At 67.0% G+C, this 23,736-nt stretch carries 23 protein-coding genes; 15 read left to right on the top strand and 8 right to left on the bottom strand.

Annotated elements, in window-relative coordinates:
- Nucleotides 1-80: 80 nt before the first annotated feature.
- Nucleotides 81-605 (bottom strand): GtrA family protein, encoded by a 525-nt coding sequence (locus tag NA12_RS24485; protein WP_067456030.1) that lies wholly within the window; start codon nt 603-605, stop codon nt 81-83.
- A 390-nt stretch (nt 606-995) separates the two neighbouring features.
- Between NA12_RS24485 and NA12_RS24480 the strand changes: the two genes are divergently transcribed.
- Complete coding sequence (locus tag NA12_RS24480; RefSeq protein WP_067455852.1) at nt 996-1,964, top strand: glycosyltransferase family 2 protein; 969 nt, start codon at nt 996-998, stop codon at nt 1,962-1,964.
- Nucleotides 1,961-3,484: a DUF2142 domain-containing protein gene (locus NA12_RS24475; RefSeq protein WP_067455851.1), complete on the top strand. Its 1,524-nt coding sequence runs from the start codon at nt 1,961-1,963 to the stop codon at nt 3,482-3,484. The genes NA12_RS24480 and NA12_RS24475 overlap by 4 nt, the downstream gene beginning before the upstream one ends.
- Nucleotides 3,485-3,505: 21 nt before the next feature.
- Here NA12_RS24475 and rfbB read toward each other — a convergent pair whose 3' ends face one another.
- Nucleotides 3,506-4,507: a dTDP-glucose 4,6-dehydratase gene (rfbB, locus tag NA12_RS24470; protein WP_067455847.1), complete on the bottom strand. Its 1,002-nt coding sequence runs from the start codon at nt 4,505-4,507 to the stop codon at nt 3,506-3,508.
- Between the two features lie 325 nt (nt 4,508-4,832).
- Here rfbB and NA12_RS24465 point away from each other — a divergent pair, with 325 nt between their 5' ends.
- Nucleotides 4,833-5,534, top strand: a complete 702-nt coding sequence (locus NA12_RS24465; protein WP_067455846.1) for a DUF8020 domain-containing protein — start codon at nt 4,833-4,835, stop codon at nt 5,532-5,534.
- A 173-nt stretch (nt 5,535-5,707) separates the two neighbouring features.
- Here the strand turns inward: NA12_RS24465 and NA12_RS24460 are convergent, their stop codons facing one another.
- Nucleotides 5,708-6,751 (bottom strand): alpha/beta hydrolase, encoded by a 1,044-nt coding sequence (locus NA12_RS24460; RefSeq protein WP_084473068.1) that lies wholly within the window; start codon nt 6,749-6,751, stop codon nt 5,708-5,710.
- A 243-nt stretch (nt 6,752-6,994) separates the two neighbouring features.
- On the opposite strand from NA12_RS24460, the gene rfbA reads away from it, so the two are divergent.
- Nucleotides 6,995-7,867, top strand: a complete 873-nt coding sequence (gene rfbA, locus NA12_RS24455) for a glucose-1-phosphate thymidylyltransferase RfbA (protein WP_067455845.1) — start codon at nt 6,995-6,997, stop codon at nt 7,865-7,867.
- 3 nt (nt 7,868-7,870) lie between these two features.
- The gene (locus NA12_RS24450; protein ID WP_067455844.1) at nt 7,871-8,422 is read left to right on the top strand and encodes a dTDP-4-dehydrorhamnose 3,5-epimerase family protein; all 552 of its coding nucleotides are present in this window, start codon (nt 7,871-7,873) and stop codon (nt 8,420-8,422) included.
- A gap of 55 nt (nt 8,423-8,477) precedes the next feature.
- Here the strand turns inward: NA12_RS24450 and NA12_RS24445 are convergent, their stop codons facing one another.
- Entirely contained in the window at nt 8,478-9,953 is a 1,476-nt protein-coding gene (locus NA12_RS24445; RefSeq protein ID WP_067455843.1) for an MFS transporter, read from the bottom strand.
- A gap of 85 nt (nt 9,954-10,038) precedes the next feature.
- Here NA12_RS24445 and NA12_RS24440 point away from each other — a divergent pair, with 85 nt between their 5' ends.
- Nucleotides 10,039-10,461, top strand: coding sequence for a MarR family winged helix-turn-helix transcriptional regulator (locus NA12_RS24440; protein ID WP_067455842.1), 423 nt, complete (start codon nt 10,039-10,041; stop codon nt 10,459-10,461).
- Here NA12_RS24440 and NA12_RS24435 read toward each other — a convergent pair.
- Nucleotides 10,445-11,290, bottom strand: a complete 846-nt coding sequence (locus NA12_RS24435) for a helix-turn-helix domain-containing protein (protein WP_067455840.1) — start codon at nt 11,288-11,290, stop codon at nt 10,445-10,447. The genes NA12_RS24440 and NA12_RS24435 overlap by 17 nt on opposite strands.
- A 123-nt stretch (nt 11,291-11,413) precedes the next feature.
- Nucleotides 11,414-11,998 (bottom strand): DUF4282 domain-containing protein, encoded by a 585-nt coding sequence (locus NA12_RS24430; protein WP_067455836.1) that lies wholly within the window; start codon nt 11,996-11,998, stop codon nt 11,414-11,416.
- Nucleotides 11,999-12,190: 192 nt separating this feature from the next.
- Here NA12_RS24430 and NA12_RS24425 point away from each other — a divergent pair, with 192 nt between their 5' ends.
- The 3 genes from NA12_RS24425 to NA12_RS24415 all read left to right on the top strand — a co-directional run bounded on the left by NA12_RS24425 (nt 12,191) and on the right by NA12_RS24415 (nt 15,745).
- On the top strand, nt 12,191-12,685 hold the full coding sequence (locus NA12_RS24425) for a hypothetical protein (RefSeq protein WP_067456024.1): 495 nt from the start codon (nt 12,191-12,193) through the stop codon (nt 12,683-12,685).
- Between the two features lie 106 nt (nt 12,686-12,791).
- On the top strand, nt 12,792-14,951 hold the full coding sequence (locus NA12_RS24420; protein ID WP_067455834.1) for a molybdopterin oxidoreductase family protein: 2,160 nt from the start codon (nt 12,792-12,794) through the stop codon (nt 14,949-14,951).
- Nucleotides 14,952-15,118: 167 nt separating this feature from the next.
- Nucleotides 15,119-15,745 carry a pyridoxamine 5'-phosphate oxidase family protein gene (locus tag NA12_RS24415; RefSeq protein ID WP_067455832.1) on the top strand — a complete coding sequence of 209 codons (627 nt, stop codon included), beginning with the start codon at nt 15,119-15,121 and terminating at the stop codon, nt 15,743-15,745.
- Here the strand turns inward: NA12_RS24415 and NA12_RS24410 are convergent, their stop codons facing one another.
- The gene (locus NA12_RS24410; RefSeq protein ID WP_084473066.1) at nt 15,746-16,201 is read right to left on the bottom strand and encodes a GtrA family protein; all 456 of its coding nucleotides are present in this window, start codon (nt 16,199-16,201) and stop codon (nt 15,746-15,748) included.
- Nucleotides 16,202-16,270: 69 nt separating this feature from the next.
- On the opposite strand from NA12_RS24410, the gene dprE1 reads away from it, so the two are divergent.
- The 3 genes from dprE1 (at nt 16,271) to NA12_RS24395 (ending at nt 20,526) form a co-directional block, all read left to right on the top strand.
- Entirely contained in the window at nt 16,271-17,698 is a 1,428-nt protein-coding gene (dprE1, locus tag NA12_RS24405) for a decaprenylphosphoryl-beta-D-ribose oxidase (protein ID WP_067455831.1), read from the top strand.
- Nucleotides 17,695-18,474, top strand: a complete 780-nt coding sequence (gene dprE2 / locus NA12_RS24400; protein ID WP_067455829.1) for a decaprenylphospho-beta-D-erythro-pentofuranosid-2-ulose 2-reductase — start codon at nt 17,695-17,697, stop codon at nt 18,472-18,474. The genes dprE1 and dprE2 overlap by 4 nt, the downstream gene beginning before the upstream one ends.
- Before the next feature lie 114 nt (nt 18,475-18,588).
- Complete coding sequence (locus NA12_RS24395; protein WP_067456019.1) at nt 18,589-20,526, top strand: galactan 5-O-arabinofuranosyltransferase; 1,938 nt, start codon at nt 18,589-18,591, stop codon at nt 20,524-20,526.
- 21 nt (nt 20,527-20,547) lie between these two features.
- Here the strand turns inward: NA12_RS24395 and NA12_RS24390 are convergent, their stop codons facing one another.
- The gene (locus NA12_RS24390; protein WP_067455827.1) at nt 20,548-21,177 is read right to left on the bottom strand and encodes a TIGR03086 family metal-binding protein; all 630 of its coding nucleotides are present in this window, start codon (nt 21,175-21,177) and stop codon (nt 20,548-20,550) included.
- Nucleotides 21,178-21,260: 83 nt separating this feature from the next.
- On the opposite strand from NA12_RS24390, the gene NA12_RS24385 reads away from it, so the two are divergent.
- The 3 genes from NA12_RS24385 to NA12_RS24375 all read left to right on the top strand — a co-directional run bounded on the left by NA12_RS24385 (nt 21,261) and on the right by NA12_RS24375 (nt 23,647).
- A complete protein-coding gene (locus NA12_RS24385) occupies nt 21,261-22,223 on the top strand; it encodes a helix-turn-helix transcriptional regulator (RefSeq protein ID WP_067455820.1) in 963 nt (320 codons plus the stop codon).
- A 175-nt stretch (nt 22,224-22,398) separates the two neighbouring features.
- On the top strand, nt 22,399-22,941 hold the full coding sequence (locus tag NA12_RS24380) for a protein kinase family protein (protein ID WP_067455817.1): 543 nt from the start codon (nt 22,399-22,401) through the stop codon (nt 22,939-22,941).
- 193 nt (nt 22,942-23,134) lie between these two features.
- Nucleotides 23,135-23,647: a hypothetical protein gene (locus tag NA12_RS24375; RefSeq protein WP_067455815.1), complete on the top strand. Its 513-nt coding sequence runs from the start codon at nt 23,135-23,137 to the stop codon at nt 23,645-23,647.
- Nucleotides 23,648-23,736 lie beyond the last annotated feature (89 nt).

Here is a 23,736-nt window from a genome sequence, read left to right as displayed (position 1 = left end):
CGACGCAGGGGAGTCGCGTAAAAGTTTTGGCGTCGCGGCGGGCGGGGCGAGGATATCAATCGCGCGCTGCCCGCGCTTCGTCAGTGAGGTGTAGCCGCACCCCGCGCGTGTTGCTCAGCGCTTGCCGATGGGCCGGTGAAAACGAATTTCCCGTAGGCCCAATAGCGGAATACGACCGCCATGGTCTGCCCGATGATGGTGGCGGAAATGTTGTCCGCCAGCGGCGACGACAGGTCGAGCACATAACGGGAAAAGCCGAGGCAGCCGAGTTGCAGGAGGATCGCTACCACATTGACGATCGCGTAAAGCAGATATTCCCGAGCCGGGCTGCCCGACTCGCGATGCGAGTAGGTCCACCACTTGTTCCCGAAGTAGGTGACCACCGTCGCCACCACGATCGCGATGATCTTGGCGACCAACGGAGAGTGATAGAGCACACCTTCGGACAGGGACAATCCCCCGCCCCAGAACACCAACAGGTTGTAGGTCCCCGCGTCGACGAGAAACCCGATCGCCCCCACAACAAGGAATGCCGCCCCCTGCCGCAACCCCGCCACCACCTTCGACACAAAAGAAGCAGCAGGCGGTTCAACGGGTAGCGACACGCCACGACGGTAACCAACCCCCACCCGAGCCCCCAAGGGAGGGCAACCACACAGCGGCCGATCAGCCGGTCAGACAGCGACGCGCACGCCACAACGCCCCCCGACCATAGGAAAAGGGCGGCCACGCAACGGCCGGTTCCCCGGTCAGCCACTACCCCGCACGCCACAAGAACAGCCAGCCCCCACCCCCGACCCTTAGGGAGGGGCGGCCACGCAGTGGCCGGTTCGCGGCCGGGTCGCCGGTTAGCCGCCGTTGCGTACGCGACGAAGGAGCAAGCAACGGCGGCTAACCGGCGGCCCCTCGGGGCCGCGAACACGCGGCGCCCGCGCCGCCGATAATCCTGTAGCCTCCCGGTGTCCCACTGCTGCCTAACTTCGAGGATTGACCGGGTGGACTCCACCGAGCTTCGTATTGCCGCCGTGGTGCCCTGCCACAATGAAGAGGCCGCGGTCGCCAAGGTCGTCACCGACCTCAAGGCCGCTGTGCCGGGGATCGTCGTCTATGTCTACGACAATCTGAGCACCGACCGCACCGCCGAATGCGCCCGTGCGGCCGGGGCGATCGTGCGTTTCGAGAACACCAAGGGCAAGGGCAATGTGGTGCGCCGTGCCTTCGCCGATATCGACGCCGACGTGTATCTGATGATCGACGGTGACGACACCTATGAGGCGTCGGCCGCGCCGCTGATGATCAAGACTCTGCTCGAGGGCCCCTACGACCATATTCTCGGCGTGCGCAAGCAGGACGACGCCGACGCCAGCGCCTACCGCAGCGGTCACGAGACCGGCAACAAGGTGCTCAACGGCGTGGTCGGCAAGGTGTTCGGCGAGAACGTCGAGGACATGCTGAGCGGTTTCCGGGTGTTCTCGCGCCGGTTCGTGAAGAGCTTCCCCGCCGTGTCGCGCGAATTCGAGATCGAGACCGAGCTGACCGTGCATTCGCTGCACCTGCGGGTGCCGCGGACCGCGGTCACGGTCGGTTTCCGTGACCGCCCCGCCGGTAGCGAGTCCAAGCTGCGCACCTACCGCGACGGCACCAAGATCCTCGCGCTGATCCTCGGCCTCGCGCGCCACGAACGCCCTGTCGCGTTCTACGGCCTGTTCGGCACCGTGGCCTGGCTGGTGTCGATCATCTTGACCGTGCCGATCGTGATCGACTTCTACAACACCCATCAGGTGGCGCGGTTCCCGACGCTGTTCCTGGCTTTCACGCTGTTGCTGCTGGGCAGCCTCGCGTGGACCGCGGGCCTGATCCTGGACGGCATCCGCCGCTCCCGCCACGAGACGGCACGACTGGTGTACCTGCGTTACGCGGCCGTCGGGGTGAGCGAGGATCTCGCGGCCGGAGACCGTCGGTGACCACGTCCACCGAACCCGAGAAAACTGTCGAACCCAGCCGGACCCCCACACGCGGAGATCGAGCGCTGGCGCCGATTCGGACGGTGACCCGGCGGTTCGGCGCGGCGACAGTCGCGTTCGCGTTGGTCGCGACCGTGTTCGGCGCCGTGTTCGCCGTGCTCACCCCGGCGTTCTGGGGCCACGACGAGATCACCCAGTTCGGCCGCGCCTACCAGGTCGCCCACGGCGGGGTTTTCCCGCAGCGCATCGTCGACGATCGCGGGGTGGCCTACGGCGGGCAGATTCCGGTCAGCGTCGACGAGCTGATGGGGTACGCCTTCACCGACTACAACGACAACCCCGATGAGCCCGACGCGATGGTGGCCGACCCCGGCGCCTACGACCGGCTCGGCGCGGCCGAGGTCTCCGCGACGACGCGGCAGATGTGGTTCACCAACACCGCCGCCTACTCGCCGGTGCCGTATGTGCCCGCGGCCGTTGGCATTCGGCTGGGCGAGGCACTGGGCCTCGACGTTGCCGGCCTGTATTTGCTGACCCGCTTCGCCGGGCTGGTCGCCTATCTCGCGGTGGTCGGATTCGGGCTCTACGCGCTGCGCGAGCGGCGTAGCCAGTGGCTGGTATTCACCGTCGCGGTGCTGCCGATCGCGCTTTTCCAGGCGGGCACCGTCACCGCGGATACGCTCACCAACGCGCTCGCCATCATGGTGTCCGCGCTGCTGCTGAAAGCGCTGTTCGTGGGCGATCGTTTGCATCGGGCCGAAACCGCCGCGCTGCTCGCCGCGACCATCGCGCTGCCACTGAGTAAACCGACCTATGTGCTGCTGGCGATGCTCGTTGTGGTGGTGCCCGCCGACCGCCTCGGTTTCACCGGAAAGGCGAGATTCGTCCCGTGGGTATTCGCGGTGACGGGCGGGGTGCTTTTCCTCGCCTGGACGAAGATCGCGGCCCCGACCGGCGACGGTATGGGCCTGATGCGCCCACCCCATCAGTGGGGTCAGGTGCGCCCGGGCGATCAACTGCGCGGAATCCTGGGTGACCCGGTGCAATTCGTGCACACTTTCGGGGAGAGCATCGCGTTGCGCGATCATCGCTGGTTCAACCAGTTCTTCGGTGAACTCGGTTTCGCGTATGTGGACGTGCCTGCGATTTCTGTGCTGGCGTGCCTGCTCGCGTTCGCGGTGAGTTTCGGCATCGTCGACCGGATGAGTACGGCCACAGCCACTTTCCGTCGCACGCTGATCGTGGCGCTCACGGTGCTCGCGAGTGTGGCGATGATCTATGTGACGCTGTACATGTCGTTCACGCCGGTCGATTTCTATCTCATCGACGGTGTGCAGGGCCGGTATTTCGTGCCGCTGGCAATCATGGGGCTGGCGGTGCTGGCTCGTGTGGTGCCGTTGCGCACCACTGATTCCGACGGCGTGATTCCGACCCGGGGAACCGCGATCACCGTTGCCTGCGCGTCGACTTTCGCGCTTATCGCTACCGCCGCAACGTATTACACCGTCGTCTGGGGATAATTCCCCGGACGACGGTGGGGATTACAGCGTCTTTTCACCCGCGGCCGCGTAGGCGCGTTCGGTTTCGGCCTTCTTCGGTCGCCACCAGTCTTCGTTGTCGCGGTACCAGGCGACGGTGTCGGCCAGGCCGACGCGGAAGTCCGCGTAGCGCGGTGACCAGCCCAGTTCCTCGCGCAGCAGGCTCGCGTCGATGGCGTAGCGCTGGTCGTGGCCGGGGCGGTCGGTCACGTGATCGAAGTCGGTGGGCTCGCGATCGAAAGCTCGCAGAATGAGCCCGACCACAGCGAGGTTGTCGAGTTCGCCCTGCGCGCCGATGAGGTAGGTCTTGCCGGTGCGTCCACGCTCGAGAATGTCCCAGACCGCGCGATTGTGGTCGTCGACGTGGATCCAGTCGCGCACCTGATGGCCCGCGCCGTACAGACGGGGGCGTACGCCGTCGATCAGATTGGTGATCTGGCGGGGGATGAATTTCTCGACGTGCTGGTACGGGCCGTAATTGTTCGAGCAGTTCGACAGGGTGGCGCGGATACCGAAAGACCTGGTCCAGGCGCGTACCAGCATGTCGCTGCTCGCCTTGGTCGCCGAATACGGGCTCGACGGGTTGTAGGCGGTGGATTCGGTGAAGCCCGGCTCGTCGGGGGTGAGATCGCCGTACACCTCGTCGGTGGAGATGTGGTGGTAGCGCACATCGTGGCGACGCACGGCTTGCAGCAGCGAGTAGGTGCCGACGATATTGGTCTGCACGAACGGCCACGGCTCGGCCAGGGAGTTGTCGTTGTGGGATTCGGCGGCGAAATGCACGACCGCGTCCACCCCGCTGACCAGATTGTCGACCAGATCGAGATCGGCGATATCGCCGTGCACGAATTCGATCCGATCCGCGACCGAGTCCAGCGAGGCCCGGTTGCCCGCGTAAGTGAGCGCGTCGAGCACGGTCACTTGGACATCCGGGCGCGTGGCCACGGTCTGCTGGACGAAATTCGCACCGATGAACCCGGCCCCGCCGGTTACGAGCACTCGCACTCGGTCAACGATACGGGCATTCCGCACACGCTCCTGACGAAAGTGCCACCGTTATGTGTTGCTGGAACGTCTCTGACCTGTGACCCGGTATATATTAGCGCTGTGATGTCCATCACATTACCTAGCGGTAGGTTAAGACTCAGGGTTGGTTTTCCCGAGAAAAAGCCCGGTCAACGCTCAGGTTTCCAGCAGCGCACAGGCATCGGAGTATCAATGGTGAACAAAACTTGAACTAACAGTCACAGCAGGTTCACCTCTGGTTAGCTGCGGGAGCTTTTGATCTACGAGTCCCCTCCGCACGCTCCAACTTTGAGGTTCAACGAAAATGCTGATGAGGAAATTCGCCGCCACGTCGGCGCTGCTGATCGCTGCCATGGGCGTCGCCGCCGGCACTGTGAACGCCGCGCCCGCCGAAGAAGCCGAGGCGATCAACTACTCCGCCGAGGTCATCGACTCGAAGGCCGTCATCACCACTGACGCCGGCTCGCTGGTCGAAGAGAACGGCGTCTTCAAGATCAAGGCCGCCAACGGCACCGTCGTCGCCGGCACCCCCCTGAACTTCCGCCTCGACGAGTTCGAGCTGCCCATCGCGGCCGAGATCTCGGGCAACACCGCCACGCTGACCCCGCAGCTGGACCCGGCCAAGGCCGTCTACAAGCCCGTCGCCCTCCCCTACGAGGACAAGGCTCCCTGGAAGACCGAGTACGAGCGTGAGCAGGCCGCCTGGAGCCGTCTGACCTCCACCATCTCCATGGGCGCCACCATCGGCACCCTGGTCGGCGGCCTCAGCGGCGCTGCCATCGGTTGTGTCGCGGGTGCGGCCGGCGGCCTCGTCGCCGGTGGCGTCCTGGGCGCGCTGGTCGGTTCCGTGCCCGGCGGCATCGGTGGCTGCCTCGTCGGCGCCACCACCATCGGCGCCCTCGGCGTCATCCTGGGCCAGATCTTCGTGACCGCCCCGGTCGCGATCGGTGCTGCGATCCAGTACTTCTCCACCATCTCCGCCCCCTTCACCGCTCCGGCCAAGTAATTTCGCCGTAGGACAGAAGGAAAGCGGCCCCCAGCCCGGAGAAATCCGAGCCGGGGGCCGCTTCTGCGTTTCCCGGACCAAGGGCCCGGGGGCCTACGACACCGCAGGCCCTCCGACCCGAGTCGGCTCGTCCGGCCGATCGCGATCAGGACCGTCCGAGCCGGTTCACTGGCCTATGCCGTACGTGCCCGGTGGGCCGGCTCCACCACGGTGCGGACGAACTTCGCCACCCGGCCCAGCGCCGACCGGCTCTCCGGCATGCTCGGCAGAATGCTCATGAACGCGTGTACCTGCCCGCGCCACAGCTCCAGCGTGTTGGGCACGCCCGCGGCGGTGAGCCGGTGGGCCATCAGTTCACAGTCGTAGCGCAGCAGCTCGTCCTCGGCGGCGATGAGCAGCACCGGCGGCAGCCCGGCCAGGTCGGCGTTGACCGGCGACAGCGCCGGGTCGAGCGGACCCTCGTGCTCGGCGCCGAGGTGGACGACCGCCTCGAGGCCCTTCAGCGGGATATAGGCGTCCCGCGCGACATTGACGTACTGCTCCTTGGCTCGGTAGTCCAGGTCGAGCAGCGGGCTGAGGCCGATGAGTCCCGCGGGCAGCGGCAGCCCGATCTCGCGCGCGCGGATCGCGGTCGCGAAGGTGAGGAACCCGCCCGCCGAATCACCGGCGAACACGATGCGCGCCGGATCGGCGCCGTGGCGCAGCAGCCAGCGGTACGCGAGCACGCAGTCATCGATCGAGGCGTCGATCGAACCGGGCAATTGCCGGTATTCGACATTGAGCACCGGCAGTCCGGTACGTCGGGCGATCCCCGCCGCGATCGCGCGGTGGGTGCGCAGACCGCAGACCGCGAATCCGCCGCCGTGCATGTACAGCACCGCACCGTGGCGCAGGGCGCGCGAGCCGCCCGCGGGGCGCAGCATCTCCATGAGGAACCCGGACAGCCTGATCTGCTCGCGTTCGACACCCTGTGGATCGGGCCGCAACCGCGACAACAGGTCGACCGCGACGGCGCCGACCGGAATGGTGGTCCGGTTGATGGGCACGGAGCGCAGCAGCGGTCCGATCACGCCGAGGCACGCACCCATCAGGACCCGCGAGGAGGTACTGGTCCGCCCCGAGTTGACGATGACGCCCGGGTCCGGCGTCTCGGCGGTGCTGATCGGGGCCACGGGCGCGAGCCCGCCCATCACGCCGGTGATCTTCGCGGCTACCATCGCGCACCTACCTCTACAGCTGGCGCGTCGACCCCTGACCAGGCGCTGACCCCCGGTTCGATGTCAACGCTGACATCTAACACAACGATGTTTCACACATCGACGCTCACATAATCAGATGAGGGTGTCGTCTGTCTCAGTTATCGCCCGACACACCCGGTCACGAAACGTTCGTGACCAATTCGTCGACAGGTCGGAACCTCCCCGACTCCGAAGCGGACGGAACTGGCAGACTTGCCACCTATGCGCGGAATCATCTTGGCGGGCGGCACCGGTTCACGGTTGCACCCGATCACGCGCGGGGTGAGCAAGCAGCTCGTTCCGGTCTACGACAAACCCATGGTCTACTACCCGCTGTCCACTCTCATGCTGGCAGGGATCGACGACATTCTGGTGATCACCACGCCGGAGGACGCCGACGCGTTTTCCCGGCTGCTCGGTGACGGCAGTCAGTTCGGCGTCGCGATCAGCTATGTGGTGCAGCCCGAACCCGACGGCCTCGCGAGCGCCTTCGTCCTCGGGGCCGACCACATCGGCAACGAACCGGCGGCGCTGGTACTCGGCGATAACATCTTCCACGGGCCAGGGCTCGGCGCCAGCCTGGAACGCTTCCACGACATCGACGGCGGCGCGGTCTTCGCCTACTGGGTGAAGGACCCGACCGCCTACGGCGTGGTGGAGTTCGATCAGGGCCGCGCGGTCTCCATCGAGGAGAAGCCGAAGGTCCCGCGCTCGAACTACGCCATCCCCGGCCTCTACTTCTACGACAACGACGTGGTCGAGATCGCCCGCGAGCTGAAGCCATCGGCGCGCGGGGAGTACGAGATCACCGATATCAACCGGGCCTACCTCGAGCAGGACCGGCTCAGCGTCGACGTGCTCGCGCGCGGCACCGCCTGGCTCGACACCGGCACCTTCGATTCCCTGCTCGACGCGGCCAATTACGTGCGCACGATCGAGGAACGACAGGGCCTCAAGATCGGTGTGCCGGAGGAGGTGGCATGGCGGCGCGGCCTGATCTCCGACGAGCAGCTGTGCAAGCTCGCCGAACCCATGGTGCGCTCGGGCTACGGCCGCTACCTGCTGGATCTGATCGACCGCGGAAAAGACTGGTAGCGCATGGAATTTCGTGAACTGGCGATCCCCGGCGCCTGGGTGGTCACCCCGCGCCTGCTCGGTGACGACCGCGGCATGTTCTGCGAGTCGTTCAAGGCCTCGGAGTTCGAGAAGGCCACCGGACGCTCGTTCGAGTTGCACCAGGTGAACACCTCGGTCTCGGCGGCCGGGGTATTGCGCGGGATCCACTACACCGACGATCCGCCGGGTCAGGCCAAGTATGTGACCTGTGTGCGCGGCGCGTTCCTGGACGTGGTGGTCGACCTACGGCCCGGCTCGCCGACCTACGGCCGGTGGGACAGCGTGCTGCTCGATGACGTCTCGCGGCGCTCGGTGTTCCTGTCCGAGGGTCTGGGCCACGCCATCCTCTCGCTGGAGAACCGTTCGACGGTGACCTACCTGTGCTCGCTCGAGTACTCCCCCGAATTCGACAGGGACCTGGACGCTTTCGACCCGCGCCTGCGCATCGACTGGCCGACAGAGGGCCGCGACGGTCGTCCGCTGACCTACGTTCGCTCCGCCAAAGACGAAGCAGCGCCGAGATTTTCCGACTGATTCACGTGAAACACGGCACCACCCGCGAGAGGTGGTGCCGTGCCACGTTTTCCGATCAGGCGACCGGTTCGAGCACCTTCGCCTCGACCGGCGCGACCTCGACCGGCTTGCGGAACCGGGGCAGGAAGACCGTGAGCGCGAGCAGCGCGCCGACGATGGTGACGCCCGCCGCGAACTCCAGGCCCGGCCGGTAGGTATCGAGCATCTGCTGGGGGGTGGCGCTCGTGCCGTGCCCGCCGGAGGTGACGATGGCGGTGGTCACCGCGAGCACGATGGCCGCGCCGACCTGCATCGAGGTCTGCAGCACGCCGGCCGCGAGGCCCTGCTCGTCGTCGTCGATACCGCTGGTGGCCTGCACATTGATCGCCGGGAAACCGACCCAGCCGATGCCGATCAGCAGAATCGCGGGCAGCAGCACGGTGAAGTAACCGGGTGCCGTGTCGATCCGCAGGAACAGCAGGTAGCCGATCGCCATCACGCTCATGGTGACCGCGATGACCGGTCCGGTGCCGAAACGGTCGATTAGTTTCTCGGAGAAGAACGCCGACCCGACGACCAGGATGCCGACCGGCAGCAGGGCCATCGCCAGCTTCAGCGCCGACCACTCCAGGGTGTCCTGCATGTACAGGGTCACGATGAACTGCCAGGAGAAGTAGGAACCGGCGACCGCGATGATGGCCAGGCTGGCTCGCACCAGCGAGGCCTTGCGCAGGATGCCGAGCCGGACCAGCGGGTGCTTCACCCGCTGCTCGGTGACGACGAAGGCGGCGAACAGGGCGATCACGGCGAGGAACGAACCGATGGTGCGGCCCGAGGCCCAGCCGACTTCCGGCGCGGTGACCACGGTGTAGACCAGCAGCAACATGCCCGCTGTCGACAGGAGCGCGCCGAGTAGATCGTGGCCGCCTTCCTCCGCCTTACCGTCCTTGGGCACCAGCACGAACGCGGCGGCCAGAGCGGCCAGGGCGATCGGGACGGGCAGCAGGAAGGTCCAGCGCCAGCCGACCCCGGTCATCAGGCCACCGAACAGCAGGCCCATGGAGTAGCCGCCCGCGCCGAAGACGGTGTAGATCGACAGCGCCTTGTTGCGCGCTTTTCCTTCGGCGAAGGTGGTGGTGATGATCGACAGACCGGTCGGCGCGGTGAACGCGGCGGCCAAGCCCTTGATGAAACGGGTGACGATCAGCAGCGCGGGGTCGCTCACCAGACCACCGACCAGTGATGCGACGGCGAAGACCGCGAGGGCGATGAGGAAGACCTTGCGGCGGCCGAGCAGGTCGGCGGTGCGACCACCCAGCAGCAGCAGGCCGCCGTAGCCGAGGATGTAGCCGCTGACGAGCCACTGCAGGGTGGAGGTGGACAGATCGAGTTCGGCGCCGATGGACGGCAGCGCGACGCCGATCATCGAGACGTCGAGCCCGTCGAGGAAGAGGACGATGCACAGAGTGATCAGCATTCCCCAGAGGCGCAGGGGCCACCTGGTGGGATCGGTCGCCTGATCTGCGGCCGAGAGCGTTGCTGGCGAAGTCATGCGGAGGACATTACATGCGTGTGCATTAATTGCCAACACATAAAATGCCGTTGCATGCACAAACACCAACCACTAAGATGAGGCCATGTCGAACCCGGCCATCACGTCAGCTCGGCGCACCGAAGCGCCCTCCGAGCTGGTCGGTCAGTGGCGCGAACTGCTCGAACGGCATGCCGCCGTGAGCTGCGCGCTGGAGAAGGCGCTCCAACGAGACCATGAGATCGGCCTCAGCGAATTCGAAACGCTGGACCGATTGGTCGACGCGGCGTGTCAGAAGTACCGCATGACCGAGCTGGCCCAGGACATCTACCTGAGCCAGAGCGCGCTGTCGCGTACGGTGGCCCGGCTCGAACGCGACGGTCTGGTGGAACGCAGCATGTGCGATATGGACCGGCGCGCGATCTTCGTGCACCTCACCGAGAAGGGCAGGGAGGTCTACGACCAAGCCCTGCCCACCCACCGGTCGGTGCTCGCGGGCTCCTGGGAAACCTCTACAGCGTGCCCGTAGCCGCCGCCGCGATATCGGTGAAAGCGCGCCGGTAGCGGTCACATTCGGCGGGTTTGTCCAGGTAGGTGCTGCCCGCGAAGGTCTCGACGAAGATCACCGGCGGCTCCGGGCGATCCACGGAATCGTCGACGCCGAAATCCAGGATCACGAACCGGCCCGATTCGAGACCGGCGTGGTAAGCGCAATCGCCGGGAACCACCTGGATCCGCACCGTTTCGCGCGCGGCCAGCTCTCGCAATCGCGCGAGTTGGCCCGCGCGCACGCGGTCGTCACCGATGGCGCGGGTGAGCACCGACTCGGCCAGCACCACATCGAGTCGCAACGGCGCGTCGGCCCTGGTGACCAGGGCCTGCCTGGCTGCCATCACGCGCAGCCTGCGCTCGAGTTCCGCGTCGGTCAACCCGGGAATCGTCTGTTCGAGCAGCGCTCTCGCGTAGTCCTCGGTTTGCAGCAGGACCGGGATGAGGCCGTCCTCGTAGAGCGTGAGCCCCGACGCGGCCTCCTCCAGCCCGATGTAGACCTCGAATCCCTCCGCGATCACGTCGCCGTAGCTCGTCCACCAGCCCCTCGCTTTGGTCTCGCGAGCCAAGGCTGCCAGCGGTTCGACCAGATCGGCGGGCGCGCCGTACACCTTGCACATGGCCTCGACGTCGAGGCTGCGCAACGACGTCTGCCCCGTTTCGATCCGCCAGATCTTCGCTTCCGACCACTCCAGTTGCGCCGCGGCGGTTCTCGTTGTCATCCGCGCGCGATTGCGCAGGTCACGCAAGTGCCTGCCCAGTTGCCTGCGCGGCATGGTGGAACCCGTGACGCCCTGCGGTGAAGCCATACTTCCCCCCTGTATCCGAACTCCGGTCCCCGGACGGAACTTTCGGAGATCGCCCTACGCGGCCGACATATCGTCGGATCTGCGTACGGATTGTTTCACAATGAATCCGGCACCGCGCAAGACCTATTTTTTCTTTCGGAACCGCCAGAACTGCACCGCGCGAACATCTTCGGAGAGTTGACTGACCGGTTCGGCGACATCGGACAGCGCCTGGAACAGTCCGTCGGCCAGGTCGCTGATGTGTTCGACACGGCCCGCCAGCCGGGCGGCGTTGTCGGCGAATTCGAGCATCAGCCGGACCGAGGCCGCGATGGTGAGACCGAGCGGGATCGATACCAGCGCGGCCAGTACTCCCAATACCGCGGAGGCCTTCCACATCAGCACGACGAAGGCGATCGGCAGGCCGATGGCGAAGGACACGACGCCCAATACATAGGCCAGGGGCAACAATGTCCTGGTCGCGGGCCTGCGGAACTGCACATCCAGCAGCGAACGGGCGGCTTCGGCGGCCCACTGTTTAGCGGAACCGGTGCTGCGGAACGGTTCATCGAACCCCGCGTCGCGCGCCAGATCGGCCGCATAGGACACTTCATCGGCACGATCGGATCGCTTGCCGTCGGCCGCTTTCCAAGAGAGCCAACGGGATTCGGCGTCGAACTCCTCGGCATCCCCGTCGTTCGACTCGGGTGTGCCAGGCGCTTCGGTCATGTACCGAATCCTGCCCGCTTTCGACCCCGACGCCAACCCGGGCGGCGGGCTACCTGCGATAGCGAAGGTTACCGGACTGAGACGAAGCGAACACTCACGAATATTTTTCGGTAACGGCGTAACGACTCGGCTACCTCAGGCCGATACGCCCATGAACGCAGGAACAGAGCTCTTCGGGGAATGGAGAACACAGTGCGCACGACGTTTCCGACCACCACTACGGGTGCCGACAAGGGTGCCGCCGCGCAGGAGTACGCCGCGCGTGGATGGACGGTCGCTGAAACCACCAACGGCCTCTGCTTGATCACCGACGACGAGGTCTCGGCCATCGAGATCACCGGTGAGATCGCGGGCGATGTTCGCCGCTTCCTGCGCGCCAACAACCTGTCCGGCCCCGTGATCGAGATCCCGGGCCAGGAGCGTCGTGAGATCCACCTGGTCACCGGTGTCCGCAAGGCCGCCATGGCGATCGAGGCCCTGCGCGAGGCAGGCGTCATCGTGCACACCGACGGTGCGAGCATCCCGCTGCCGCCGACCCAGCTCGCCGCGGGCAGCGCCTCCTGGGGCGTGGCGCCCACCGAGGCTCGCTGGATTCCGCCGGTCGTCGCCCTCGGTGCGGCCGTGCGCTCGGCGATGGCCCGCAGGCGGACCGGCGGCAAGCGCGCGAAGCTGACCCTGGCCAGCTGATCTGAACCAGCCCGAACCCGCGAAGCGCGACGCCTCCCCGACGTCGCCGCTCGCGGGTTTTCGGCGTTTCCAGCCACCGCCCCCACCAGTGGCGTAAGCATGAGATATGGCTCCACGTTCGCTGCTGCGTACCTGTCCGTTGTGTGAGGCTGTGTGTGGTCTCACGGTCACCCTCGATGACGCCGATCAGGTGCTGTCGGTACGCGGCGACCGCGACGACCCGTTCAGCAAGGGCTTCCTGTGCCCGAAGGGCGCCAGCTTCGGCAAGCTCGACGGCGATCCCGACCTCGTCACCACCCCGCTGATCCGCGACGGAGACGGTTTCCGTGCCGCGGGCTGGGACGAGGCGTTCGACCTGATCGCGGCCGCCTTCGCCGAGATCCCGCGCGGCGCGGCCGCGGTGTACCTGGGCAATCCCAACGCGCACACCGTCGCGGGCGCGCTCTACCTACCTGTGCTGATTCGCGCGCTGAGCACCCGTCACATCTACAGCGCGAGCTCGGCCGACCAGATGCCCAAGCAGGTCGCGGCCGGGCTCATGTTCGGCGACCCGCTGACGGTGCCGGTCCCCGACCTCGACCGCACCGACTTCCTGCTGATGCTCGGCGCCAATCCGCTCGAATCCAACGGATCGCTGTGCACCGCGCCCGACTTCCCCGGGCGGTTGAAGGCGTTGCGGGCGCGCGGGGGCAAGCTGGTGGTGGTCGACCCGCGCGAGACCAGAACCGCCGCGCTCGCCGACCAGCACCTGTTCATCCGGCCGGGTTCGGACGCGTATCTGCTGTTCGGGATCGTGCACACGCTGTTCGACGAGGGCTTGACCGACGTGCGCGTCGACGTGGCCGGGCTCGACGAGCTACGCGCGAGCGCCCTCGACTTCCCACCGGACGCGGTGACCGAGCGCACCGGCATCCCCGCCGACACCATCCGCGCGCTCGCCCGCGAACTCGCGGCCGCGCCGACCTCGGCCGTCTACGCGCGGATCGGTACCTGCACCGCCGAGTTCGGCACGCTCACCCAGTGGCTCGTCGACGCCGTGAACACCCTCACCGGCAACCTCGACTCCCCCGGCGGCGCCATGTTCGCCGAAGCCGCGGCGGGCGGGGTGCGGCGCAGCAAGCCGTTCCGGCTCGGTCGCTGGACCAGCCGGGTCCGTGAGCTGCCGGAGGCCATGGGCGAACTGCCCGTCGCCACCCTCGCCGACGAGATCGAGACACCGGGCGAGGGGCAGATCAGGGCGCTGGTGACGGTGGCGGGCAACCCCGTGCTGTCCGCGCCGAGCGGTGCGCGCCTCGACCGTGGCCTGGCCGGGCTGGATTTCATGGTGAGTGTGGATCGGTATGTCAACGAGACGACGAGACACGCGAATGTGATCCTGCCGCCGCCACGTTCGGTGCAGTCGCCGCACTTCGATTTCGCGCTGCTGCAGTTCGCGGTGCGCAATTACGCGCGCTACTCCCCGCCCCTGGTCTCGCTGGGCGAGCGGCCGTCGGAATCGGCGGTGGTGGCCCGGCTGGCGGCCGCGGTAAGTGGTCAGCCGCATGCCGGGACGGGTGCCGAGAGCCCGATCGCGATGGTCGACGAGCTCGTCATCGTCGGCACTTTGCACAACGCGGATATGAGCGAGCGCCGCGATGAGCTGACCGGCGAGAACACCACCGAACAGCGCCTCGACCTGATGCTCAAGCTCGGCCCGTACGGCGCCTGGAACGGCGGCGACCTCAGCCTGAAGACCCTGCTCGACAACCCACACGGCCTCGACCTCGGCCCACTGCGGCCCCGGCTGCCCGGCGTGCTGCGCACCGCGTCGAAGCAGGTGGAACTGGCACCGCCGCAACTGGTCGCCGACGTGGCGCGCCTGCGCGCCGGGCTGGCGAGCACCGCGCCCGCGATGGTGCTGATCGGACGACGTCAGCTGCGCTCCAACAACAGCTGGATGCACAACATCGCGGGCCTGGTCGGCGGTTCCAACCGCTGCACCCTGCAGGTCCACCCCGACGACGCGACCCGCCTCGGTCTCGGCGAGCAGGCCGAGATCACCTCGGCGGCCGGCTCGTTGACGGTCCAGGTCGAGCTGACGCCGACGATCATGCGCGGTGTGGTGAGCCTGCCGCACGGCTGGGGGCACGGCGCGAGCACCACCCAGTCGGTCGCGCTCGCGCACGCCGGTGTGAATGCCAATGTGCTGACCGATGATTCAGTGGTCGACCGAGTCAGCGGGACAGCGGTGTTCAACGGAGTGCCGGTGACGGTAGGCCCGGTCTGATCGGTCCCCGCCCGGGAACCGTTGCGCAAACTCGGCATTCACTTCATTCGCAACAATGGACACGCCCCGCCATTGGTGAGAGTCTCCTAGACTGAGTGAGATTGCGGTCACAACGGGGGTTTCGCTAGAAGCCCGCATCAACCGGTACGGCTAGCAGAGGGGGCCCGATGCCCGAAGAATTCGTCGGCAGCGACGGAGAACGCGAGCTACAGGACACGTTGGGCACCTCGGAGAGAGCCGAACGCTTCTACGACGACCAGATGATCGACTATCTGAATCCCACGATGGTCGATTTCGTCGCCCGGATGGACATGGCCTTCATCGCCACCTCGGATTCACACGGTGAATGTGACTCCAGCTTCCGGGCGGGGCCCCCCGGATTTCTGCACGTGATCGACGATCGCACGATTGCGTACCCCGAGTACCGGGGTAACGGGGTGATGGCCAGCCTCGGCAATATTCTCGAGAACCCGCACGTGGGAATCCTGATGATCGACTTCGTTCGCGACCTCATCGGCCTGCACATCAACGGTAAGGCCCGCATGGTCGCCGACAGCGAGTTGCGCGCCGACGTCACCGACCTGCCGCCCGCCGAGCGGGGAAAGACCTCGCAGGTGTGGGTGGTCGTCGAGGTGGAAGAGGCATACATCCACTGCCGCAAGCACATTCCGCAGATGGTCCCGGTGGTGCGGGATCAGCGGGCATGGGGCACCGACAACGTGCGCGCCAAGGGCGGCGACTACTTCGGCGTCAAAGCGGGCAAACAGGCCCCGGCCGTCGCCGAGGCCAGCTGACTACGCGATCTTGAAGATCACCACACGCTGCACGACGAAGTTGATGACGGTCGCCGTGCCCTGCGCGATCACGAACGCGAGGGGCTGACGCCACCACTCGTCGGGCAGCGCGGCGTACAGCGCCGCGTTGATCCCCACCTGCACCGCGAACGTCACCGCGTACAGGGCGACCACCGCGAAGAACCTGGCCCTGCTCGGCTCGGCCTTGAACGTCCAGCGCCGGTTGATCAGGTACGCCGTGGTGGTGCCCGCGACGAAACTGATCGCCTTGGCCAGGCTCACCGGCAACCCGAGCAGATTCAGCAGCAGGCTGTAGATGCCGTAGTCGACGACCGCCGACAGACCACCCGTCAGCGTGAACCGCACGATCTGCGTCTTGAGGTCGACATCGGTCCCGCCGGGCTCGTCGACCAGGGGAATTTCGGCGGGTAGCGGCAGATGCGGTTGGGCTTGCACGTGAGCAGCGTACGAGACCGGCGCACTGTCCTGCCACGTATACCCGCCATGCATGTAGCCTCTTAGCCGATGTCTGAGAACATTTCGACCACCAACGATGACGCGTTCGCGCTCCCTACGCGCACCCGCAAGCTCACCGGTTGGGGTCGCACCGCACCCACCTCCGCCGAAGTGCTCTCGACCAGCGATCCGGAATTGATCGCCAAGGCCGTGAGCATGGTGGCGCAGGACAACGACTCGAAGCCGACGCATCTGCGACGCGGCGTGATCGCGCGTGGCCTCGGCCGCTCATACGGCGACAACTCGCAGAACGCGGGCGGCCTCGTGATCGACATGCCCGCGCTGAACAAGATCCACAGCATCGACGCGGCCACCCGCCTCGTCGACGTGGACGGCGGCGTCGACCTCGACCAGCTGATGAAGGCAGCGCTACCGTTCGGCCTCTGGGTTCCGGTGCTACCCGGCACCCGGCAGGTCACCATCGGTGGCGCCATCGGCTCCGATATCCACGGCAAGAACCACCACAGCGCAGGCAGCTTCGGCAACCACGTGCGCTCGATGGATCTGCTCACCGCCGACGGCGTGGTCCGCACGATCACCGCCGCGTCCGATCCCGAGCTGTTCTGGGCCACCATCGGCGGCTGCGGGCTGACCGGCATCATCCTGCGGGCCACCGTCGAGATGACCCCGACCGAGACGGCCTACTTCATCGCCGACGGCGACGTGACCAGCACGCTCGACGAGACCATCGCCTTCCACAGCGACGGGTCCGAGGACGAGTACGAGTACAGCTCGGCCTGGTTCGACGCCATCAGCCCGCTGCCCAACCTGGGCCGCGCGGCCATCTCCCGCGGCAACCTGGCCAAGGTCGATCAGCTGCCGAAGAAGCTGCAGAAGGACCCGCTGCGCTTCAACGGCAAGACCTTCTTCACGCTGCCCGATGTGTTCCCCAACGGGCTGGCCAACAAGTACACGTTCGGGCCGATCGGTGAGGTCTGGTACCGCAAGTCGGGCACCTACCGGGGCAAGGCGCAGAGCCTGACCGCCTTCTACCACCCGCTCGACATGATGGGTGAATGGAACCGTGGCTACGGCTCCAACGGCTTCCTGCAGTACCAGTTCGTGGTCCCGCCGGAGTCGGTCGAAGAGTTCAAGCGCATCATCATCGACATCCAGAGCTCGGGTTTCTACTCGTTCCTCAACGTGTTCAAGCTGTTCGGCGAGGGCAACCAGGCGCCGCTGAGCTTCCCGATGGCGGGCTGGAACATCTGCGTCGACTTCCCGATCTCGCGTGGACTCAACGAGTTCGTCACCGAGCTCGACCGGCGCGTGCTCGAGTTCGGCGGGCGGCTCTACACCGCGAAGGATTCGCGCACCTCGGCCGAGACCTTCCACAAGATGTACCCGCGGATCGACGAGTGGATCAAGGTCCGCCGCAGCGTCGACCCGAATGGTGTGTTCATGTCCGATATGGCCAGGAGGCTGGAGCTCCAGTGATCAACGCAGTTGGCAACCCGCAGACCATCCTGCTCTTCGGCGGCACCTCCGAGATCGGTCTCGCGATCGTCGGCGAGTACCTGGCCAAGAGCCCGGCCAGGGTCATCCTGGCGAACCTGCCCGGCGATCCGCTGCTCGAGAACGCCGTCACCCAGGTGAAGGCCGCCGGCGCGACCCAGGTCGACGTCATCGACTTCGACGCGCTCGACACCGAGTCCCACCCCAAGGTCGTCGACTCCGCGTTCGCCGCGGGTGACGTCGACGTCGCGATCGTGGCGTTCGGTGTGCTCGGCGATGCCGAGGAGCTGTGGCAGAACCAGCGCAAGGCGGTCATGACCGTCGGCATCAACTACACCGCCGGTGTGTCGGTGGGCGTGCTGGTGGGCGAGAAGTTCAAGGCACAGGGCCACGGCCGGATCATCGTGATGTCGTCGGTGGCCGGTGAGCGCGTTCGCCGCTCCAACTTCGTCTACGGCTCCACCAAGGCCGGCCTCGATGGCTTCTACCTCGGCCTCGGCGAGGCGCTGCGTCCCTTCGGTCCGCGCGTCACCGTCATCCGGCCGATGCAGGTGCGCACCTCGGCGACCAAGGCCCATTGGGAAGCCACCGGCGCCAAGGAAGCCCCGCTCACCGTCGACCCGGAGGACGTCGCCAAGCTCGCCGTCGCCGCGTCGGAGAAGGGCACCGAGATCGTCTGGGCACCGGGCGAGGCCCGCTTCCTGATGTCGGCGCTGCGCCACGTGCCGCGCCCGATCTTCCGCAAACTCCCGATCTGATCGACTGCGTTCGGACTGCCGCATCATCCCCGGATGGTGCGGCAGTTCTGCTTTTCGGCTCCACTAGGCTGGCCCGGACCGTGGAGCACAGTGGAGCCGGAGGATTGCGCGCCGATGACGACCAATGACGAGGCGCGGGCGGGGCGCAAGATCTGGAGCGGGCTCGGTGAGGGGACTGCCGCCGCGGTGGTGGCGCTGGTTGTCGCCGCGGTGGGGCTGTTCGCGTTCTCGGCGGTGCAGTGGCCCGCGTTCAACTCCTCCCATGTGACGCGCGCGCTGACCACGGTGGGACAGGTCGTCGCGATCGCGCTGCTGGTGGTCTCGGTGCTGTTGATCCGGGCGCGCAGGTGGCCGGTGGCGGCGAAACTGCTCTCCTGGGTGGGAATCTCGAGTTTTGTCACGGTCACCTTGGGGATGCCGCTGGCCGCCACGAAGTTGTACCTGTTCGGCGTCTCGGTGGATCAGGAATTCCGGACCGAGTATCTGACGCGACTCACCGACAGCGCCGCACTGCGCGATATGACGTATGTGGATCTGCCGCCGTTCTATCCGGCCGGGTGGTTCTGGATCGGCGGGCGCGTGGGCAACGTGCTCGGGATGGACGGCTGGGAAGTGTTCAAGCCGTACGCGATCGGGCTGCTCGCCATCGCGGCCACGGTGGCGCTGGTGCTGTGGATGCGGTTGGTGCGGGCCGACATGGCGGTGGGCGCCGCCGCCGCGGTCACGGCGATGACCTTGGCCTACGCCTCGCCCGAGGCGTACGGCGCGGTGCTCGTGGTGTTCATTCCACCGGTGCTGGTGCTGGCGTGGGGCGCGCTGCACCGGCGATCCGGTGGTTGGGGCGCGGTGCTCGGAACGGGTCTGTTCCTCGGGGTGGCGGCGTGTTTCTACACGTTGTATCTGGCGATCGCGGCGTTCACCGTGGTGATCATGGGAGTGGTGGCGGCCGGCCTCGCGGTCTACGCGAAGCGAGCTACCTCGAAGAGCGCGTCGTGGCATGCCGCGATCGCGCCCTCGATCAGGCTGGCGGCGATCGGCGGTATCGCCATCGTGCTCGCGCTCGTCGTATGGGCGCCGTATCTGCTGGAGATGGCGTCCGATCCGAAGCTGCCGTCCGGCAACGCCTTCCACTATCTGCCCGAATCCGGCGCCCAGCTCGCGTTCCCGATGCTCGAGTTCTCCCTGCGTGGCGCGTTCTGCCTGCTCGGTGTGCTGTGGCTGGTGATTCGGGCCGGATCGTCGAGGCGCGCACAGGCATTGGGGCTCGGCGTCATCTCGATCTACTTGTGGACGCTGCTCTCGATGGCGGCGACCGCGGCGGGCACGACCCTGCTGTCCTTCCGGCTCGAGCCGGTCCTGCTCGCCGTGCTCGCGGCCGCGGGCGTTTTCGGCTTCGTCGAGGGCGCGACCGCCGTCTACCAGGCATTGAACGAGCCGGCCCCCCTGCGCACCGCGGCGGCGGCGATCGCCGTGCTCGGCGCTCTGGCCTTCGCCCAGATGATTCCCACCGTGCTCACCCACGAAATCGACACCGCCTACACCGACACGGTCCCGACCGACGTGCCGAACGCCGACGGCACCTTCGGCGAACGGGCGGATAAACGCAAGCCCTCCTCGGTCGCGTACTACCACGCGGTCGACGAAGCGATCCTGGCCCAGACCGGCCGCCCCAGGGACGAATCCGTCGTCCTCACCGCTGACACCAGCTTCCTTGCCTTCTACCCCTACTGGGGTTTCCAGGCCCTCACCTCCCACTACGCGAACCCGCTGTCGGACTTCAAGGCCCGGGCCGCCACCATCGCCGACTGGAGCAAACTCCCCGACTCCCCCGCCCTGGTCGCGGCCCTCGCGAAGTCCCCGTGGCGCGCGCCCGACGCCTTCCTCTTCCGCAACGACGGCGACAACTACACCCTGCGCCTTGCCGCGGACGTCTACCCCAACGACCCGAACGTCAAGCGCTACACCGTCGCTTTCCCCAAGTCTCTGTTCACCGACCCGGCTTTCACCGCCACCGAGATCGGCCCCTTCACCCTGATCACAGTCCGCCGCTGAGACCCGCGCGCCGATCTGGACTCACGCCGTGGTCCGGCCCAGGTAGTGGAGGAGTTCGTCGGTGGCACCCGCGGTCGGCGCTTCGACGATGGGAGCATAGGCGCCCCATTGACGAAGGGGTTCGGTGATCTCGGCCGGGACGCCGGAGCCGGGGGCCGGGTGGATGGTGCGGGCGGCGATCAGCAGGTGCGAGGACAGGTCGTCGGTGAGCGGGGACGGCTGGCCGGTGGCGACGGCGATGTCCCAGGCGTGGACGGCCGCGTCGAGGGCGGCGAGGGTGGCGGCGACGGGGGTGGGCAGGTCGCCGTGCGGGAGCGGGGTCGGCACGGTGGCGGTGTCGTCGGAGACGGTGGCCCAGGCCGCGGCGGTCTGGTCGATGGCCGCGCGGACCAGGGCGGCGGCGGTGCCGTCGAGCTCGCCGGAGGGATCGAAAGGGTTGTAGGACGGGCCGGGGCCGACGCCCAGCGCGGCGGCGTAGGCGAGTTGGTCGCCCGCGGCGTGCTGGATGACCTGGGTGACGGTCCAGTCCGCGCAGGGAGTCGGCAGGTTCCACTGGTCGTCGGCGATGCCGGTCACGACGTCGCTGAGCGCCCGGTAGGAGGTGGCGACCACGTCGCGCCAGACGGTTTCGAGGGCTGCGGTGCTGTTCATGATGGTGCCTTCCGTTTCGGTGATGACTCCAGCCTAGAAACCTATTAGGCTCCTTTCTTTCCTGATTTCTGACGAGGTGGAAATTGGCCGCGACAACCCCCCGCGTACTGCGTCTGCTCGCACTACTGCAAGACCGCGCCTACACCGGACGCGAGCTCGCCGACCGCCTCGATATCACCGAACGCACCGTGCGCAACGACATCGCGCGCCTGCGTGAACTCGGCTATCCCGTCCACGCGGAACGGGGCGCGATCGGCGGCTACCGCCTCGGCCGGGGTGCCACGATGCCGCCGCTGCTCCTCGATGACGAGGAGGCCGTGGCGGTCGCGCTGTCCATCGCCGTGGCCCACGACGGCTCGCTCGCCGTCTCCGATATCGGCGACCAGCTCACCAGAGCACTGCGCAAGATCGAACAGATTCTCCCGAAACGCCTGCAGCGCAAGGTCTCCGCGCTGCGCGATGCCACCGAGATCGGGCCGGCCACCACCGGCTCCCGCGAGCCGGACGCGCCGGTCGCCGCGGGCATTCTCACCACGCTCGCCGACGCGGTCCGCCGCACCACCGCCATCACCGTCGAAACCTCCGACGGCACAACCGAACTCGAGCCCTACCGGCTGATCAACTGGCAACGTCGCTGGTACCTGGTGGCCTACAGTATGAGAACCCACGACTGGATGGCGCTGCCCGCCGCCGGGATCACCCGGGCCGAGACGGGTGCGCGGGTGTTCGCGCAGCGCGCTCTGCCCCATCACGACCTCGTCGCCTTCGTCATGCGCCACATCGCGTCCACCGGCTGGCGGGTCCGCGCCCGCGTCACCGTCCTGGAACCCGCGCAGACTGTGATCGCCAGGATCAACCCGGCGGTCGGTGTGGTCGAGCCGATCGACGAGCACAGCTGCGTGCTGCTCACCGGCGCCGACGCGATGGAGACGATCGCGATCTACCTCAGCATGTTGATGATGGATTTCCGCGTCGACGGTCCGCCCGAACTGGTCGCGCACCTGCGCACCCTGGCGCGGCGCTACACCGAATCGGTGGGCGAGTAGGCGGGGCCGATCGTGTCCGATCCGTGCCGGAACCCGGTGTTCTTCCCGCTCCACGGCACTACACTGACGGGTGCGGCTTGGTCGCCGTCGGTGGATTCGAACTCCCCGGCGGCCGGCGTTGGATGAAGATCCCGCACGTCACGGGTCCCGGCGACCCGCTACCGGAGGAGGACGTATGTCCGATCCGTTGCACACGAGGGTGTGCCTCACCGGCCTGAACTGTTCCTGCCCGAGCATCAGCGTGTTCCTGGTGCCGGAACCCCTGGTTCTCGGCGGTCAGATGATGCACCTGCTGGAACAGGCGCCGGTCGCCGGGCGAATACCCCAGCCGACCCCGGACGCCGAGCTGATCGACCTGATCCAGGCCGTGCGCACGCCACTGGACACGCGTGGGCTCGCCCGTGCGGAGCAGGTGTCGTTCGCCGGTCCCCGCCACGATCCGCCGGTGGCGAGGGAGGTGCTGCACGACCATCTCATCGACGAACCCGCGCCGTGGGGGCTCGATGTGGACGATCCCGCGGAACTCACCCGGCTGGCGATGCTGCCCGAGCGGCGCATCGGAGTGCGGCGCATCGACGACTTCCAGGCGCATTCGGTCCGGCAGGCGATGGAGGCCGTCTACCGGTATTTCGCGATAGACCAGCGCATACCGCTGGTCTATCACGGCTTCGCCGACCCGCTCGACGGCTGGTTCGCGCTACGCGCGGCGGCGGCGTAGTCATCGTTACTGTGTCTATCGACACCCGTTAGCCACTGGTGTGCGGAGGAGCGATAGACCACAATATGTTCGGTCAGAGACAACAAACCGCACGGTCGGTGTCGCGGGGCAGGTACGCTGCGAATTGTTGGAAATTCGGCCGACCGAAATCAGTTTTGGTAGTGCTGATCGGTACGGATGCAGAGGTATAGCTATGACGCTCAGCAGACCCGAGCGCAGAGATCTTTTGTTGACCCGCCCGCAGCTCCAGGGCCGTGAACCGGAACCCCGGGCGCAGCTCGACTCGCTCGCCGCGATCGAGCGGGTGGTCATCGACGCCACCATCGCCCTGCTCGCGCCGGGGCAGAAATTCGCCCTGCTGTGGTCACTCCAGGTCGGCGAGCGGACCGTCGCCGGGATTCAGATCAAAGAGCGCAACGGAACAGTCACCAACCTGATGCCGCCCACCGAGGTGCTCGAATACCTCACCGATCACAAGCGCATGTCGTACGACCCCGACGCCGGGGCCTGGCTCAGCGCCGAGATCTTCATCGCCGGTCCCACCCGGTACAAGACGAACTACTCCACCGCCTCGGTCGCCGACTGGATGCCCGAGGTCACCGCCGATGATCTGCGCGCCGAATTCGCCGCCTTCCCGCGCCCCGACACCGAGATCCCCGACTGGGCCCGGACTCAACTCGACTGGGCCGACCGCCGCACGGGCTAGCGTGCCCCGGATTCGCCCTCGACCGGCACATCCACCACCGCCATCGGCCCGCCGTATCCGGGCATGACCGGGGTCGCCCGACCCGTCTG

This window comes from Nocardia alba NBRC 108234, from assembly GCF_001612665.1.
GTDB classification, from domain to species: Bacteria; Actinomycetota; Actinomycetes; order Mycobacteriales; family Mycobacteriaceae; genus Nocardia; species Nocardia alba.
The sequence above is the reverse complement of the archived record's forward strand: the minus strand, read 5'-3'. Positions and strand labels throughout refer to the sequence as shown.